Annotated in this window: 12 protein-coding genes; 8 read left to right on the forward strand and 4 right to left on the reverse strand. The window is 56.1% G+C overall.

Annotation, left to right across the window (positions count from 1 at the left end; translation table 11 throughout):
- On the reverse strand, window positions 1–219 hold a 219-nt coding region (locus AXE65_RS09830), incomplete at its 3' end, for a YheU family protein (protein WP_068391560.1).
- Between the two features lie 136 nt (window positions 220–355).
- Here AXE65_RS09830 and AXE65_RS09835 point away from each other — a divergent pair.
- A complete protein-coding gene (locus AXE65_RS09835) occupies window positions 356–1,726 on the forward strand; it encodes a DNA recombination protein RmuC (RefSeq protein ID WP_068391564.1) in 1,371 nt (456 codons plus the stop codon).
- 258 nt (window positions 1,727–1,984) lie between these two features.
- Entirely contained in the window at window positions 1,985–3,064 is a 1,080-nt protein-coding gene (locus AXE65_RS09840) for an OmpA family protein (protein ID WP_068391567.1), read from the forward strand.
- 50 nt (window positions 3,065–3,114) lie between these two features.
- On the opposite strand, the gene AXE65_RS09845 is transcribed toward AXE65_RS09840, so the two are convergent.
- Both AXE65_RS09845 and AXE65_RS09850 read right to left on the reverse strand, forming a co-directional pair.
- The gene (locus AXE65_RS09845) at window positions 3,115–4,401 is read right to left on the reverse strand and encodes an NAD(P)/FAD-dependent oxidoreductase (protein WP_068391569.1); all 1,287 of its coding nucleotides are present in this window, start codon (window positions 4,399–4,401) and stop codon (window positions 3,115–3,117) included.
- Between the two features lie 161 nt (window positions 4,402–4,562).
- A complete protein-coding gene (locus AXE65_RS09850) occupies window positions 4,563–5,939 on the reverse strand; it encodes an L-serine ammonia-lyase (protein ID WP_068391571.1) in 1,377 nt (458 codons plus the stop codon).
- A gap of 162 nt (window positions 5,940–6,101) precedes the next feature.
- Here AXE65_RS09850 and AXE65_RS09855 point away from each other — a divergent pair, with 162 nt between their 5' ends.
- The 6 genes from AXE65_RS09855 (at window position 6,102) to argA (ending at window position 14,699) form a co-directional block, all read left to right on the forward strand.
- The gene (locus tag AXE65_RS09855; RefSeq protein ID WP_068391573.1) at window positions 6,102–7,106 is read left to right on the forward strand and encodes an extracellular solute-binding protein; all 1,005 of its coding nucleotides are present in this window, start codon (window positions 6,102–6,104) and stop codon (window positions 7,104–7,106) included.
- A gap of 76 nt (window positions 7,107–7,182) precedes the next feature.
- Complete coding sequence (locus AXE65_RS09860) at window positions 7,183–8,799, forward strand: ABC transporter permease (protein ID WP_068391575.1); 1,617 nt, start codon at window positions 7,183–7,185, stop codon at window positions 8,797–8,799.
- A gap of 66 nt (window positions 8,800–8,865) precedes the next feature.
- Window positions 8,866–9,948: a glycine cleavage system aminomethyltransferase GcvT gene (gene gcvT, locus AXE65_RS09865; RefSeq protein WP_068391591.1), complete on the forward strand. Its 1,083-nt coding sequence runs from the start codon at window positions 8,866–8,868 to the stop codon at window positions 9,946–9,948.
- 24 nt (window positions 9,949–9,972) lie between these two features.
- Window positions 9,973–10,353, forward strand: a complete 381-nt coding sequence (gcvH, locus tag AXE65_RS09870) for a glycine cleavage system protein GcvH (protein ID WP_068391579.1) — start codon at window positions 9,973–9,975, stop codon at window positions 10,351–10,353.
- A 55-nt stretch (window positions 10,354–10,408) separates the two neighbouring features.
- Window positions 10,409–13,279: an aminomethyl-transferring glycine dehydrogenase gene (gene gcvP / locus AXE65_RS09875; RefSeq protein WP_068391582.1), complete on the forward strand. Its 2,871-nt coding sequence runs from the start codon at window positions 10,409–10,411 to the stop codon at window positions 13,277–13,279.
- 118 nt (window positions 13,280–13,397) lie between these two features.
- Window positions 13,398–14,699 (forward strand): amino-acid N-acetyltransferase, encoded by a 1,302-nt coding sequence (gene argA / locus AXE65_RS09880; protein ID WP_068391585.1) that lies wholly within the window; start codon window positions 13,398–13,400, stop codon window positions 14,697–14,699.
- A gap of 286 nt (window positions 14,700–14,985) precedes the next feature.
- On the opposite strand, the gene traM is transcribed toward argA, so the two are convergent.
- The gene (gene traM, locus AXE65_RS14465) at window positions 14,986–15,237 is read right to left on the reverse strand and encodes a conjugal transfer transcriptional regulator TraM (protein WP_369126238.1); all 252 of its coding nucleotides are present in this window, start codon (window positions 15,235–15,237) and stop codon (window positions 14,986–14,988) included.
- Window positions 15,238–15,334 lie beyond the last annotated feature (97 nt).

Raw genomic sequence — 15,334 nt, forward strand, 5'->3', positions numbered from 1 at the left:
CACTTCGGCGGGTACCTGGCTTTTTAGCAGCAATTGGCATTGCCCGCTGGATGGGTCAAATAAAATAACCGCCGTGCCTTTTTCCAATGCGCGGCGAGCGCGTTCTATCCGTACATTAACCGGTGTTTCATCACCATTATCACTGCCGTCGCGGGTGACAAAGTCTTCCAGCAGGTTATTCAGTGTATCGGTTTGTAGTTGTTGCCAAGGGATTAACATGGAAATACCTACTCGATTGAAGCCGAATTTGTAATATAAAAAATGGCACGTTGTTTAGTTTCTGCCTCGCTTCTCTTCGAGGCTCTCGATTGGCAATAGCCTTTATACTCGCCGCCGGTTTTTGTGGAGTATACCCATGTTGGTTGACGTAATTTCGGTTGTGACGGGGGCGTTATTGGCGGCGGCGCCGCTGGCTTTTTGGCTCTGGCGCAGCGAGCAGGTTAAAGCCAGGCAGCAGCTTGAGTTGGAGCGCTTGCGCGAGGCCGGGGCGGCCAACCAATCGGAGCTGGCGGCGTTGCGTCGTGAGAGCCTGTTATTGGCGGAAGAACGCAAAACGGGCACGTATGAACGCGAGCAAAAAGAAGCCGAACTGCGCAGGCTTGCCAGCGAGCGTGCTGCGATGCAGGCGCAGCTTGCCTCGCAGCAAGAGAGCAGCAGGCAGCGACTGACTGATTTACAGGCGGCGCGTGATGAACTGCGTGCACAATTTGCGGAGCTGGCTGGGAAAATCTTTGATGCCCGCGAGCAGCGTTTTAGTGAAACCAGTGGACAACAGTTGACGCAACTACTTGAGCCTTTACGCGAGCGTATCGGTCATTTTGAAAAGCGCGTGGAAGAAAGTTATCAAAACGAAGCCCGCGAGCGTTTTTCACTGGCTAATGAACTTAAGCAATTACAAACGCTTAACCAGCGCTTGGGCGATGAAGCCAGCCGCTTAAGCCTTGCCCTTAAGGGGCAGAAAACCCAAGGTAGTTGGGGCGAAATGGTGCTGGAGCGCGTGTTGGAACATGCCGGATTGGAAAAAGGCCGCGAGTATCAAACCCAAGTGAGTCTGCGCAACGAAGAGGGTGAGCGCTTGCAACCGGATGCGTTGATTAACCTGCCGGGTGGACGGCAAGTGGTGGTCGATGCCAAAGTCAGTTTGACCGTCTGGCAGCAATTGATTGATTGCACCGATGAAAACGAACGACTTGCGCTGCAAAAGCAACACGTAGCGTCGCTAAAAAAACACATCAAAGGGCTGGCACCTAAGGATTATCAGCGCCTTGTGGGTTTGCAAAGCTTGGATTTTGTGCTGATTTTTGTTCCCATTGAAGCGGCTTTTGCGGCCGCTTTGCAAATCGAACCGGGACTGTTGCAAGAAGCCTATCAACAACAAATCATTATCGTCAGTCCGACCACTATGCTCGCTACTTTGCGCCTGATTGAAAGCCTCTGGCGGCAAGAGCGGCAAAGCCAAAACGCCCGCGAAATTGCAGAAGCCGCAGGCAGTCTGTATGACAAATTTGTCGGGCTAATCAATGACCTTGAAGACATCGGTAAACAGCTTAAAAAACTGGACGAAACCTATTCTAAAGCCCGCAATAAATTGGATAGCGGCCGCGGCAATCTGATTGGAAGGGTCGAAAGTTTGCGCAAACTCGGTGCGCGCGTCAGTAAACACTTGCCCACCGAACTACTTGAACGCGCCACAGCCTATCCGCAAGAAAAGGCAGAGGGCGATTAAATACAAGGCCACAATGGACATGGCAATAATTGGTAACAGGTACTGTCAAGTCAGGCCATTTTTGCGCTTTTGGCAGGCTCTTTTGGCAGACTAACTTGCTTGATAGCAGGTTTTTGACGCAAAATACACGAATCTCTTGGAATTTAAGCAGTATCCTTGGGAAGGCTGCTTGCCTTTCGTTGTTTGCGAGCACTGCTAATATTTTTGGCATGGCTAACGCCTGTGCCTATCATGGAAGATAAGTCCGGAGATTAATCCATGAAATTAAAGAATACTTTGGGTGCAGTTATCGGTGCCCTGCTGGCGGGTGCCTCCAGCACTGTCTTTGCCCAAGGCCAAGGTGCCGTTGAGGGGGAGATTTTCGCCAATCGTTTCTTTGCGGACTCTACCCGCGATTACAAACACGACAGCCGAGGTAAACTGTTTGGCGGTACCTTAGGCTATTTTTTAACCGATGATGTTGAATTGGCGTTGTCTTACGGTAGATACCACGATATCCGCCTCAAAGAGACCCCTTCCAGTAAAGTCCACGGTGAGGATTTTAGCCTGACCAGTATTTACCATTTCGGCACGCCAGGCGCGGGTCTGCGTCCCTATATTTCAGCCGGTTTTGGCCATCAAAGCTTGGGCCAAGGCGGTGGTGGGCGTGATCGCACCACCCAAGGCATTATCGGCGCTGGCCTTAAATATTATGTCGGCGAGAATTTCTTTCTGCGCGCTGGGGTCGATGGCCTTTACAACTTTGACCGCGGCGATAGCGAATGGCAGGCAGGTCTTGGCGTTGGCTTTAACTTTGGCGGCAGTAGCGGTGGCACCCGTACAGTGGCACAGGTAACGCCGCAGCCTGCACCTATTCCCACGCCTCTAGCTGCTTGTGCGGACAGCGATGGTGACGGTGTTTGCGACGATGTAGACCGCTGCCCGGATACTCCCCACGGCGTTGAAGTCGATGCTGATGGATGTTCGGTACAGTTTGTTCCGGTGCGTGCTGAATTGGACGTGAAGTTTGATTTTGACAAGGCACAGGTAAAACCGGAAAGCCAAGGCGACATCAAAAGTCTGGCAGACTTTATGCACCAGTACCCGCAGACCAGCACCAAGGTAGAAGGCCATACCGACTCGACCGGTGCAGATGCCTACAACCAGCGGCTGTCTGAGCGCCGTGCCAATGCGGTCAAACAAGTGCTGGTTAACCAGTACGGCATTGATCCGTCGCGCGTGGATTCGGCCGGTTACGGCAAAACCCGTCCGATTGCGGATAACGCCACCAAAGAAGGTCGTGCACTGAACCGCCGTGTAGAGGCGCAAGTGGAAGCGGAGAAGGAAGTTAGGCAATAAATCCGCTACCAACAAAAAACCGGCCTTGGCCGGTTTTTTGTTTTCGCATGTCAGATGCCGAGCTTGTCGCGCAAGCTGTAATACCAAGCACCGATTGCGGTAAAAGGCACGCGGAAAAGTCGCCCTCCGGGGAATGGGTAGTGTGGCAGTTCGGCAAAGGCATCAAAGCGACTGGCTTGCCCGTTAATGGCTTCGGCCAGCGCTTTACCGACCACATGGGTGAAGGTGACGCCGTGACCACTGCAACCTTGTGAATAATAAATGTTGTCATTAAGCCGTCCGACTTGCGGCAGGCGCGACAAGGTCAGCAGGAAGTTTCCTGTCCAGGCAAAATCGACCTTGACTTTTTCCAGTTGCGGGAAGGTTTTGAGCATTTTCGGGCGGATAATCGCTTCAATATTGGCCGGGTCGCGTGCGCCGTAGACTACGCCACCGCCGTAAATCAGCCGCCTTTCGGCAGAAAGCCGGTAGTAATCGAGCAGATAGTTGCAGTCCTCCACGCAGTAATCCTGCGGCAGCAGTGTTTTGGCGATCTCTTCAGACAGCGGTTCGGTGGTAATCACCTGAGTGCCACAGGGCATGGATTTGGCAGCCAACTCAGGCACTAGATTGCCAAGATAGGCATTACCGGCGACCACCACAAATCGGGCTTTAACTTGCCCTTCTGCCGTATGCACGACCGGCTGTGCGCCGCGCTCGATGCGCGTGGCGGGCGACTGTTCGTAAATGCGCCCGCTCAAGCGTTCAACCGCCGCTGCTTCACCTAGCGCCAGATTAAGCGGATGGATATGACCGCCGCTTTTATCCAACAGGCCGCCTACATAGCGCTCGCTGGCGACTACGCCGCGAATGCCTTGGTCGTCGAGCATCTCCAGTTGATTGTTATAACCGAAGCGTTCCCACAGGCGCTTTTGTGCTTCCAGATGCTTTATTTGCTTGGCGGTTAATGCGGCAAATACCCCGCCGTCTTTTAAATCGCAGGCGATGCCGTATTTTTGTACGCGCTCGCGGATAATACGCCCGCCTGCAAAGGCCATATCGGCCAGCAGTTTGGCGCTGCCCGCGCTGACGCTGCGTTCAATGGCATCAATATCGCGGCTGTAGCTGTTGACGATTTGCCCGCCGTTACGACCGGATGCGCCAAAGCCCACTTTGGCCGCTTCCAGCACAACCACGGAAAACCCGCCTTCAAGCAGGGCAATCGCCGTGGATAGGCCGGTGAAGCCCGCGCCAATCACGCATACATCGGCGCTGGTTTCACCCTGCAATGGCGGACGTTCAGGTGCGGGATTGGCCGAGGCTGCGTAATAGGAGGGTGGGTAATGGATCAATGACATTTCGGGTACTCCTTAAGCGGATGGCATGCGGCAAAACCGGCCATGCTACCTGAGATGTATTGTTTGGCACAGTTTGGCAAAAGCGCGACAGCCACAATGTGGCTGGCGTTCAGTCGGAAGCGAAGCCATGCTTCGCAAGCCCCCACAAGTGGGCTAGGGAGCTAGCACTCCACCGCGCTAACCGCGAGGCCGCCGCGCGAGGTTTCTTTGTATTTATCGTGCATGTCGGCACCGGTATCGCGCATGGTGCGGATGACGCGATCGAGCGAGATAAAGTGCTCGCCGTCGCCACGCAGAGCCATTTGTGCGGCGTTGATGGCTTTTACTGCGGCAATGGCATTGCGCTCGATGCAGGGCACTTGCACCAGTCCGCCGACCGGATCGCAAGTGAGTCCTAAGTTATGTTCCAGCCCGATTTCAGCGGCGTTTTCCCACTGTGCGGGGGTTGCGCCCAAGACTTCGGCGAGACCTGCGGCGGCCATTGCGCAAGCTGAGCCGACCTCGCCCTGACAGCCGACTTCCGCGCCGGAAATCGAGGCGTTTTTCTTGCACAGAATGCCAACTGCCGCCGCGCCCAAGAAAAAGCGCAGCAGGTCGTCCTCGCTGATGTGTTGGTTAAAGCGCATGTAATAGTGCAAAACCGCCGGAATAATCCCCGCCGCGCCGTTGGTCGGTGCTGTGACCATGCGCCCACCGGCGGCGTTTTCCTCGTTGACCGCGAGCGCGTAAAGGTTGACCCATTCCATCGCGCTCATGGTCGAGCCAATCAGGTTGGGCTGCTCAATGCGTTGCAGGCTTTGGTAGAGCCTGGCCGCGCGGCGTTTGACCTGTAGCCCGCCGGGCAAAATGCCTTCGGCGCTTAAACCGTTAGTCACGCATTCTTGCATCACTTGCCAGAGTTGCTCTAAACCTGCGCGAATATCGGCCTCGCTGCGCCAAGTCAGTTCATTGGCGAGCATTAAATCCGATACGCGCCGATGATGTTTTGCACAGAGCGTCAAAAGTTCGGCGGCGCTGGAAAATTGATAGGGCAGTTGGACCTGTGCCCCGTCAGGCTGTCCGGCGCTGGCCTGTGCTTCATCGACCACAAAGCCGCCGCCAACGGAATAGTAGGTATTGCTGTGTAACGCGCCGTTTTCGCCAAAAGCGATCAGGCGCATGGCGTTGGGATGATAGGGCAGGTTTTCATCCAGCAGGAGCATATCGCGCGACCAATCAAAAGGCACCGGCAGCTTGCCAGCGAGCAGCAGCGTGCCGCTTTGGCGCAGCGCTTCAATGGCTGGGGCAACCTGCTTGGGGGCGATTTTATCCGGCCAATGTCCCATCAAACCCATAATCACTGCATGATCGCTGCCGTGGCCGACCCCGGTGGCCGACAGCGAGCCGTACAGGCGCACCTCAATGCGTTTCACTTGGGCAAGCAAGCCCTGTTCGCGCAGCGCCTCGATAAACAGCGCCGCCGCCCGCATCGGGCCTACCGTATGCGAGCTGGATGGGCCGATGCCTATCTTAAACAGGTCAAATACGCTAATCGTCACAAGTATTCCCCAAGACTTAAATACGAAACGTAGCCAATGCCTATGATGGACGCGTGGGCGGCGGGTTTTGCTTCTGGTGCGACCTTTGCATACCGCAACGCGACAAGATTTTTTAATCAGTGTCTATTATCATTCGCAATTTTATGGAGCAGGAGCGGTAGGATGTTTGGCAGGAAACCTTTTCTAACGGCGCTGGTGCTGGGTTTTGCCGCCGTTTCGGCGCAGGCCGCAGCGGATGAAGTGGTGGTCTATTCCTCGCGCATCGACGAGCTGATCAAGCCGGTCTTTGATGCCTACAAGGCCGAAACCGGCGTGACCGTTAAATTCATCACCGATAAAGAAGCGCCGCTGATGCAGCGCATCAAGGCCGAAGGTGAAAACGGCGTGGCGGATTTGTTGATTACCGTCGATGGGGGCAATCTTTGGCAGGCCGAGCAAATGGGCATTTTGCAGCCGTTTAAATCGAAGGTGGTCGAGCAAAATATCCCGTCACAATACCGCTCCAGCACGGCGAGCTGGACGGGTTTGTCGTTGCGCGCACGCACCATCTTTTATTCCACCGAACGGGTGCAGCCGTCGGAGCTTTCCACTTACGAAGCGCTGGCGGATAGCGAGTGGGAAGGGCGGCTGTGTCTGCGCACCAGCAAAAAGGTCTACAATCAGTCACTCACCGCCACGCTGATTGAAACGCACGGTGCGGCCAAGGCCGAGCAAATCCTGCAAGGCTGGGTCAACAATTTGGCGACTGACCCGTTCTCCGATGACATCGCGCTGCTGCAAGCCATCGATGCCGGACAATGCGATGTCGGCATCGCCAATACCTATTACTACGGTCGCCTGCACCGGCAGAACCCGAATTTAAAAGTGCAGCCGTTTTGGCCGAACCAAAATGACCGCGGCGTGCATGTCAACCTGTCCGGCATTGGCTTAACGCTGCACGCACCGCATCCGGAGGCTGCAAAAAAGCTGATTGAGTGGATGACCGGCGAGCACGCACAGCGCATTTTTGCCGATACCAATCAGGAGTATCCGGCCAATCCGTCGGTGCCGCCGTCGGAAGAAGTGGCCTCTTGGGGCGGTTTTAAGGCCGATACCATTCCCGTTGAAGTTGCCGGGCTCCGTCAGGCTGAAGCCATCCGCATGATGGATAGGGTGGGCTGGAACTGATTTTCTCCCCTCTCCCATTTATGGGAGAGGGTGGCACAATATTTGTGATCGCCCTTCGGGGCGTTTTTGTTTTGGGATGTCTGTGTTGATTTCTGCGCGTTACGGTTATGGCCTGGTTTTCCCCATTGCCGCACTGGTCCTGCTGCCTTTAACGGTGCTACTGCTCAGTTGGGGGCATATCGACCAGGAAATCTGGTCACATCTGTGGGCGACGCAAATGCGCAAATTGCTCAGCAATACCTTGCTGCTGGCACTTGGCGTAGGTTTTGGCGTACTGCTTTTGGGGGTGAGTCTTGCCTGGCTGACCAGTTTGTGCGAGTTTCCCGGCAGGCGCTGGCTGGATTGGGCGCTCATGCTGCCGTTTGCCGTGCCTTCTTATGTGCTGGCGTTTGTCTTTGTCGGCCTGCTCGACTTTGCAGGGCCCTTGCAAACGCTGATGCGTGAATGGTTCGGTGCAGGCTTTCGGTTTCCCCGCGTGCGTTCGGCGGGCGGGGTGATTTTGGTGCTGGTGCTGGTGTTTTACCCTTACGTCTATTTGCTGGCACGCAGCGCTTTTCTCGCGCAAGGCAAAGGACTGATGGAAGCGGCGCGTTCGCTTGGACAAACGCCTTGGCAAGGTTTTTGGAAAGTGGCGCTACCGATGGCGCGTCCGGCGATTGGTGCCGGGGTTGCGCTGGCGCTGATGGAGACCTTGGCCGATTTTGGCGCGGTTGCGGTATTTAACTTCGATACCTTTACCACCGCTATCTACAAGACTTGGTACGGTTTTTTCAGCCTGGGTACGGCGGCGCAACTGGCCAGTTTGTTGTTGCTGTTTGTACTGCTGACGTTGTTTGGCGAGCGCTATGCGCGTGGTGCGCTACGCGCGGCCAATGAACGGGCAAGAACGGCGCCGCTCTATCGGCTGCACGGATGGAAGGCGCTGGCGGCGAGCAGTGGCTGCCTGTTGGTATTTGCCTTGGCCTTTGTCATTCCACTGTTGCAGCTTATTGCTTGGTTCTGGCAGCGCGGGCGCCTGGATTTGGACGAGCGCTACCTGGGCCTGATCATGCATAGCCTGTATCTGGCCGCGCTGGCCGCGCTGGTCACGGTAGCCGCTGCCTTGCTGCTGGCCTTTGCCCAGCGTTTTAGCCAAAAGCGCAGCGTGCAGGCCGCCGTTGGTATCGCCAATCTGGGCTATGCGCTGCCCGGCGCGGTGCTCGCCGTTTCGCTGATGCTGGGTTTTAGCTGGCTTGACCAAGTGCTGGTTATCCCGCTATCCAAAGCTTTGGGCGGTGCGGGCAAACCGCTGTTGGTCGGCAGCTTGACCGCGTTGATACTGGCCTACTTGGTGCGCTTTATGGCGGCGGGCTTTGGCACGCTGGAAAGCGCCTTGGCACGCATCCGCCCATCACTGCCGGAAGCTGCGCGTTCGCTGGGAACTTCCGGTACCGCACTGTTTTTGCGTGTCTATCTGCCGTTGCTGCTGCCGGCGGCGCTATCGGCGGCGCTTTTGGTCTTTGTCGATGTGCTCAAAGAAATGCCCGCCACCTTGCTGCTGCGCCCGTTCGGCTGGGACACGCTGGCCGTGCGCATTTTTGAGATGACCAGCGAAGGCGAATGGTCACGCGCCTCGCTGCCCGCATTAACGCTGGTCGCCGTCGGCCTGTTGCCCGTTATTGGCCTGATTCGCCGTTCAGCAAAGGCGCATTGACCCGTGCCGGTCGCAAGCGGCTACAATGCCTGCCCATCCAATAACGCCTGTCTGCTGGGAGAACTTATGGGACAGCACACTCCGCTCTATCAACAACACGTCGCGTTAGGCGCAAGGATGGTCGATTTTGGCGGCTGGGACATGCCGCTGCACTACGGCTCGCAAGTTGAAGAACATCATCAGGTACGCCGTGATTGCGGGGTCTTTGATGTCTCGCATATGGCCGTGGTCGATATCGCAGGCGAGGGCGCAAAGGCCTATTTGCAGCATCTGCTCGCCAATGATGTAGCAAGGCTGACTACCGTCGGCAAAGCGCTGTACAGCGCCATGCTTAATCCACAAGGCGGCGTGATTGACGACCTGATCGTCTATTTGACCGATAGCGGCTACCGTTTAGTGGTCAATGCGGGTACGCGCGATAAAGACCTCGCCTGGATGCAGCAGCAAGCAGGCGATTTTGCGGTGGAAATTACTTCGCGTCGCGACCTTGCCATGCTCGCCATTCAAGGGCCTTCGGCTCGCGCCAAGACCTGCGAACTCTTAGGCAGCGCCCGCGCTGCACTGATTGAGGGTTTAGAAGTCTTTCACGCGGTAGCGGACGGCGGCTGGTTTATCGCGCGTACCGGTTATACCGGTGAAGACGGGCTGGAAATTATCCTGCCGCAAAGCGAGGTTTGCGCTCTGTTTAATGACCTGATTGGCGCGGGTATTGCCCCGGTCGGTTTGGGCGCACGCGATACCTTGCGTCTGGAAGCAGGGATGAACCTGTACGGACAGGATATGGACGAAACCACCTCGCCACTGGCTGCCAATATGGCCTGGACGATTGCGTTCACGCCCAAAGAACGCCATTTTATCGGTCGTAACGTTTTAGAAGAACAGCGTGAGGCGGGCGAGTTGCCCAAATTGGTGGGTCTGGTTTTGGAAGAGCGCGGCGTACTGCGTGCGCATCAAACCGTGCGCGTGGAAGGTGCAGGTGTCGGTGAAATTACCAGCGGCAGCTTCTCGCCGACTTTAGGCAAATCCATTGCGCTCGCGCGCGTGCCTAAAGCGACCGGCGAACGTGCCGAGGTCGAAATTCGCGGCAAATGGTGCCCGGTGCGCGTAGTCAAACCGGCTTTTGTGCGAAATGGCAAAGCGCTGATTTAATTCGATAAATCCGAGGAGATAAAAATGAGTACAACCCCAAACGACCGTCGCTATGCGAAAAGCCATGAATGGGCGCATCTGGAAGCCGATGGCAGCGTTAGCGTTGGCATTTCCGACCACGCGCAAGAAGCTTTGGGCGATGTGGTATTTGTCGAGCTGCCACAAGTCGGCAAACAACTGGCCGCCGGGCAAGAAGCGGGCGTGGTCGAATCGGTCAAAGCCGCTTCCGATATTTATGCGCCGATAGCAGGGCAAGTGATTGCCGTCAACGAAGCGCTGCAAGACAGTCCCGAGCAGCTAAACAGCGAGCCGTACCAAAGCTGGATTTTTCGCCTGAAACCCAACGATGCCAGCGAACTGGATAACCTTTTAGACAGCAGCGCCTACCAAGCGAGCATCGACTAACCCTTATCTACTCGCTCGTCCCATCTGCGGGGCGGGCAGACTGTGAGTTCCAACCATGCCACAAACGCCCCGCCTGTCCCAACTGGCGCAGCCCGATGCTTTTTTGCGCCGTCACCTTGGCCCTTCGGATGACGAGCAGCAAGCCATGCTGCAAACCTTAGGTCTTGCTAGCCGTGATGAACTGATTGAGAAAACCGTGCCGCCGGCCATCCGCCTGCACACACCGCTTGACTTGCCCGAGGCGCTGGATGAACCCGCAGCGCTCGCCAAACTGCGCGGCTATGCCGAGCAAAACCAGCTTTTTACCAGTTTGATTGGCATGGGCTACTACGGCACCCACACGCCCAATGTGATTGTGCGCAATGTGCTGGAAAACCCCGGCTGGTATACCGCCTACACGCCCTATCAGCCGGAAATCTCGCAAGGCCGCCTCGAAGCGCTGCTGGCTTTTCAGCAGATGACCTGTGATTTGACCGGTCTTGAACTCGCCGGTGCTTCGCTATTGGATGAAGCCACCGCAGCGGCTGAAGGTATGGCCTTGGCAAGGCGCATAAGTAAAAGCCAAGCGAATGCATTTTTTGTCGATAAAAACTGCCATCCGCAGACTATTTCTGTACTGAAAACCCGCGCGGGCGCGTTTGCTTTTGAACTGATTATCGATGAGCCGGAAAAAGCCGCCGAAACGGATGTTTTCGGCGCACTGCTGCAATATCCAGACAGCTTCGGCGAAATTCGTGACTTAAAGCCGATTATCGATGCGCTGCACGCCAAACAAGCGCTGGCCTGTGTGGCGGCGGATTTGCTCAGCCTGTTGCTACTCACCCCGCCCGGAGAACTGGGTGCGGACGTCGTGCTGGGTTCGGCGCAGCGTTTTGGCGTGCCGATGGGCTACGGCGGGCCGCACGCGGCATTCTTCGCCACCCGTGATGCTTACAAACGCGCCATGCCCGGACGGATGATTGGCGTCTCCAAAGACGCACGCGGCAAGCTCGCGCTGCGCATGGCACTGCAAACCCGCGAGCAGCATATCCGCCGTGAAAAAGCCAACTCCAACGTCTGCACCGCACAGGCGCTGCTCGCCAATATCTCCGCCTTTTACGCCATCTACCACGGCCCGGTGGGCTTAAAACGCATAGCGCAGCGTGTGCAGCGGTTGACCGAAATTCTTGCCGCGGGTCTTGAGCGCGCTGGCATTGCCCGCTCAAATAAGCATTTCTTCGACACCTTAACCCTGCGCGTCAAGCCGCAAGCGGCCATTCTTGAACGGGCGCAAGCGGCACGCATCAACTTACGCATGGTCGATAGCGAGCATTTAGCGCTTAGCCTGGATGAGACGTGCAGCGAAGCGACGGTAGAGCAACTGTGGACGGTATTTTTGGGCGAAGGGCATGGCCTTTCACTCGCGACATTGGATAACGAAGCATTAGCCGGCGGTATTCCTGATGAGCTGCGCCGCACTTCAGACTATTTAACCCATCCGCTGTTTAACCAATACCACAGCGAAACCGAAATGCTGCGCTATTTAAAGCGCTTGGAAGACAAGGACTTGGCGCTTAATCAGGCGATGATCCCGCTCGGCTCCTGCACCATGAAGCTCAATGCCAGCAGCGAGATGATGCCGATTAGCTGGCCGCAATTGGCCGCGCTGCATCCCTTTGTGCCGCGCGAGCAAGCGATGGGCTACCGGCTGATGATTGACGAGCTGGAACGCTGGCTCTGTGCCATTACCGGTTTCGATGCCATCAGCATGCAGCCCAATTCCGGCGCACAAGGCGAATACGCGGGCTTGCTCGCCATTCGCGCTTACCAAAAAAGCCAAGGGCAACAAGCGCGCGACATCTGCCTTATTCCCGCTTCCGCGCACGGCACCAATCCAGCGACCGCTCATATGGCCGGTCTTCGCATTCAAATCGTCGAATGCGACGAGCAGGGCAACGTCAACCGTGAAGACCTCGCGCGTAAAGCGGCAGAGGCTGGGGACAGGCTGTCCTGCCTGATGATTACCTACCCCTCGACCCACGGCGTGTATGAAGAAGGCATCGACGAAATCTGCGCCTGCATCCACGCGCACGGTGGGCAGGTTTATATGGACGGCGCAAATCTCAACGCGCAAGTCGGCCTCGCGCGTCCGGCCGATATAGGCGCGGACGTTTCCCATATGAACTTGCACAAAACCTTCTGCATTCCGCACGGCGGCGGCGGGCCAGGCATGGGGCCGATTGGCGTAAAAGCGCACCTTGCGCCCTTTGTCGCCGGGCACCCGGTGGTCGATTTGGCAGGCGCACAGGCAAGCAACTCGGCGGTCAGCGCCGCACCTTGGGGCAGCGCCAGCATTTTGCCGATTACCTGGATGTATATCGCCCTGTGCGGGCAAGGGCTTAAAACCGCGAGCGAAGTGGCCATCTTAAATGCCAACTATCTGGCGGTGCGACTGAGTCAGGCTTATCCGCTGCTGTTTTCTGGGCGTAACGGACGGGTGGCGCATGAGTGCATTATCGACTTGCGCCCGCTTAAAGCGGCCAGTGGCATCAGCGAAGAAGACGTTGCCAAGCGCCTGATGGACTACGGCTTCCACGCCCCGACCATGTCTTTCCCGGTTCCGGGCACACTGATGATTGAGCCCACGGAAAGCGAGTCCAAACGCGAACTCGACCGCTTTATTGAGGCCATGCTCGCCATTCGTGAAGAAATCGCCCAAGTCGAACGCGGCGAACTGCCAGCGGACAACAACCCGCTAAAAAACGCCCCGCACACCTTGGCCGATGCGATGGACTGGAAACGCCCGTACCCCTTGGCACAAGCGCTAACCCCAACGGCCGCCACGCGCGAACATAAATACTGGCCCGCGGTCAATCGCGTAGACAATGTCTACGGCGACCGCCACCTGGTCTGCGCCTGCCCGCCGATTGACGACTGGCGCGAGTAAGTGAAATCTCCCCTCTTTCCTGCTTGCGAGAGAGGGGAGGCAGGGTACAGCGCAATGCCCTGCCTTTTCCCCATCCACCCACTACAATCGGCTACTTTCTTCGCGCAGACCTTTAACCATGCCTGATTCCGTCCACTGGCTGCGCCATGCCAGCCCTTATATCAACGCGCACCGTGACCGCACCTTTGTACTGATGCTGCCCGGCGAGGCGCTGGAGCATGAGGGTTTTGCCAATATCGTGCACGATTTGGTACTGCTGCACAGCTTGGGTGTGCGCTTGGTCTTGGTCTATGGCGCAAGGATGCAGATTGCCCAGCGCCTTGCCGAACGCGGTCTTGGCGAAAGCTATCAAGGCGAGCTGCGCATTACCGACAGCGCCGCATTAACGGCGGTGATTGATGCAGTAGGAACACTGCGCACCGCGCTGGAGGCGCGGCTGTCGATGGATATGGCCGCCTCACCGATGCAGGGCGCAAGGCTGCGCGTGGTCAGCGGCAATCTGGTCACCGCAAAACCCATTGGCGTGGTCGATGGTATTGACTACCAGCACACCGGCGAAGTGCGCCGTATCGACCGCAAAGGCATCAACCGCCTGCTCGATGAACGGACTTTGGTGCTGCTGCCGCCGCTCGGCACCTCGCCAACAGGTGAAGTGTTCAACCTAAGTTGTGAAGAAGTCGCCAGACAAACCGCCATTGCCCTGGCTGCGGACAAATTGCTGCTGCTGGGCAGCGAGGCCGGCATTTTAGACGAGGCGGGCGAACTGCTGCGTGAACTGACCCCAGCGCAAGCTGACGCGCAACTCGCCCGCCTTGGCGTGGAAAGCGAAGCAGGCGGCTTGCTGGCGGCGGCGCTGGCGGCTTGTCGAGGTGGGGTAGGACGCAGCCACATTATCAGCTACCGGCAAGACAGCGCCCTGCTCTCTGAACTCTTTACTCGCCTCGGCAGTGGTACTTTGATTACCAAAGAACAAATGGAGTCACTGCGCCTTGCCAGCATTGAAGATGTTGGCGGTCTGCTGGAATTGATTGCCCCGCTGGAAGAAAAAGGCATTTTGCTGCGCCGCTCGCGGGAAATTCTCGAACAGGAAATCGAGCGCTTTAGCCTGATTGAACGCGATGGCCTGATTATCGCTTGTGCCGGTCTTTATCCCATTGAAGGCACAGATTGCGGCGAACTCGCCTGCCTTGCCGTACACGCGGACTATCGGCATGAAAGCCGTGGCGAGCAACTGCTCGCCCATATTGAAAGCCGCGCCCGTAATCAAGGCATTAAAACCCTGTTTGTATTAACCACGCGTACCGCGCATTGGTTTCGTGAACGGGGGTTTATGCAAAGTAGCGTTGAACGATTACCCAGCATTCGCGCCAGTTTTTATAATTACCAGCGCGGCTCCAAGGTATTTGAAAAAGCCTTATAGCCGTTATTACGGCGCATGGATCATGCCTATCGGCATGCCCGCTCGCCAATCATAATGTAGGGTGCATTGGTATTGTCGCTAATTAAAATCGGCATAACAAACATAAACAGTTATTTACGCTTAAATGCGGAAATTGTTTTTATATGTCGCTTCATAATTGGTACCGAGGAGGGGCATCAAATAACGCATATAATGCATTGATTTTTAAATAAATCTTGAATCTATTGGCGTAATTATGGCGTAATCGATAAGTCCCAATAAGCACAAAAAGTAGTGGTTATGCCTTTCATAGTGCAGCCCAGAACGCAATCCCAGAGGCCAAGACGGCCACACAGCCAGCCATCAAGCTTATGTAGGCCGCTTGCCTTGCTCGCTCTATGGACGGCTCAAGCTGTGCTTTGATGTTGGCTGTCCTGGTCTGTACGGTCTGTGTTATCGCCTCTTGTAAGTCTTTTTTGCTTTCAATCAGTGTTTTATTGATAATCGCTTGGGCTTGGTTTTTTGCTTCGCCAAGCATCTGATTAACAATAGCGCTGATATATTCGTTAGGGTCTTAGGAAGCAAACGCGATCAAAGCGGCTGTTCACGCAGTAATTTTAGCAAGGCCAGATAGATGTTTTCATGTCGATGATTGA

This window comes from Ventosimonas gracilis, assembly GCF_001580025.1.
Classification (GTDB): Bacteria; Pseudomonadota; Gammaproteobacteria; order Pseudomonadales; family Pseudomonadaceae; genus Ventosimonas; species Ventosimonas gracilis.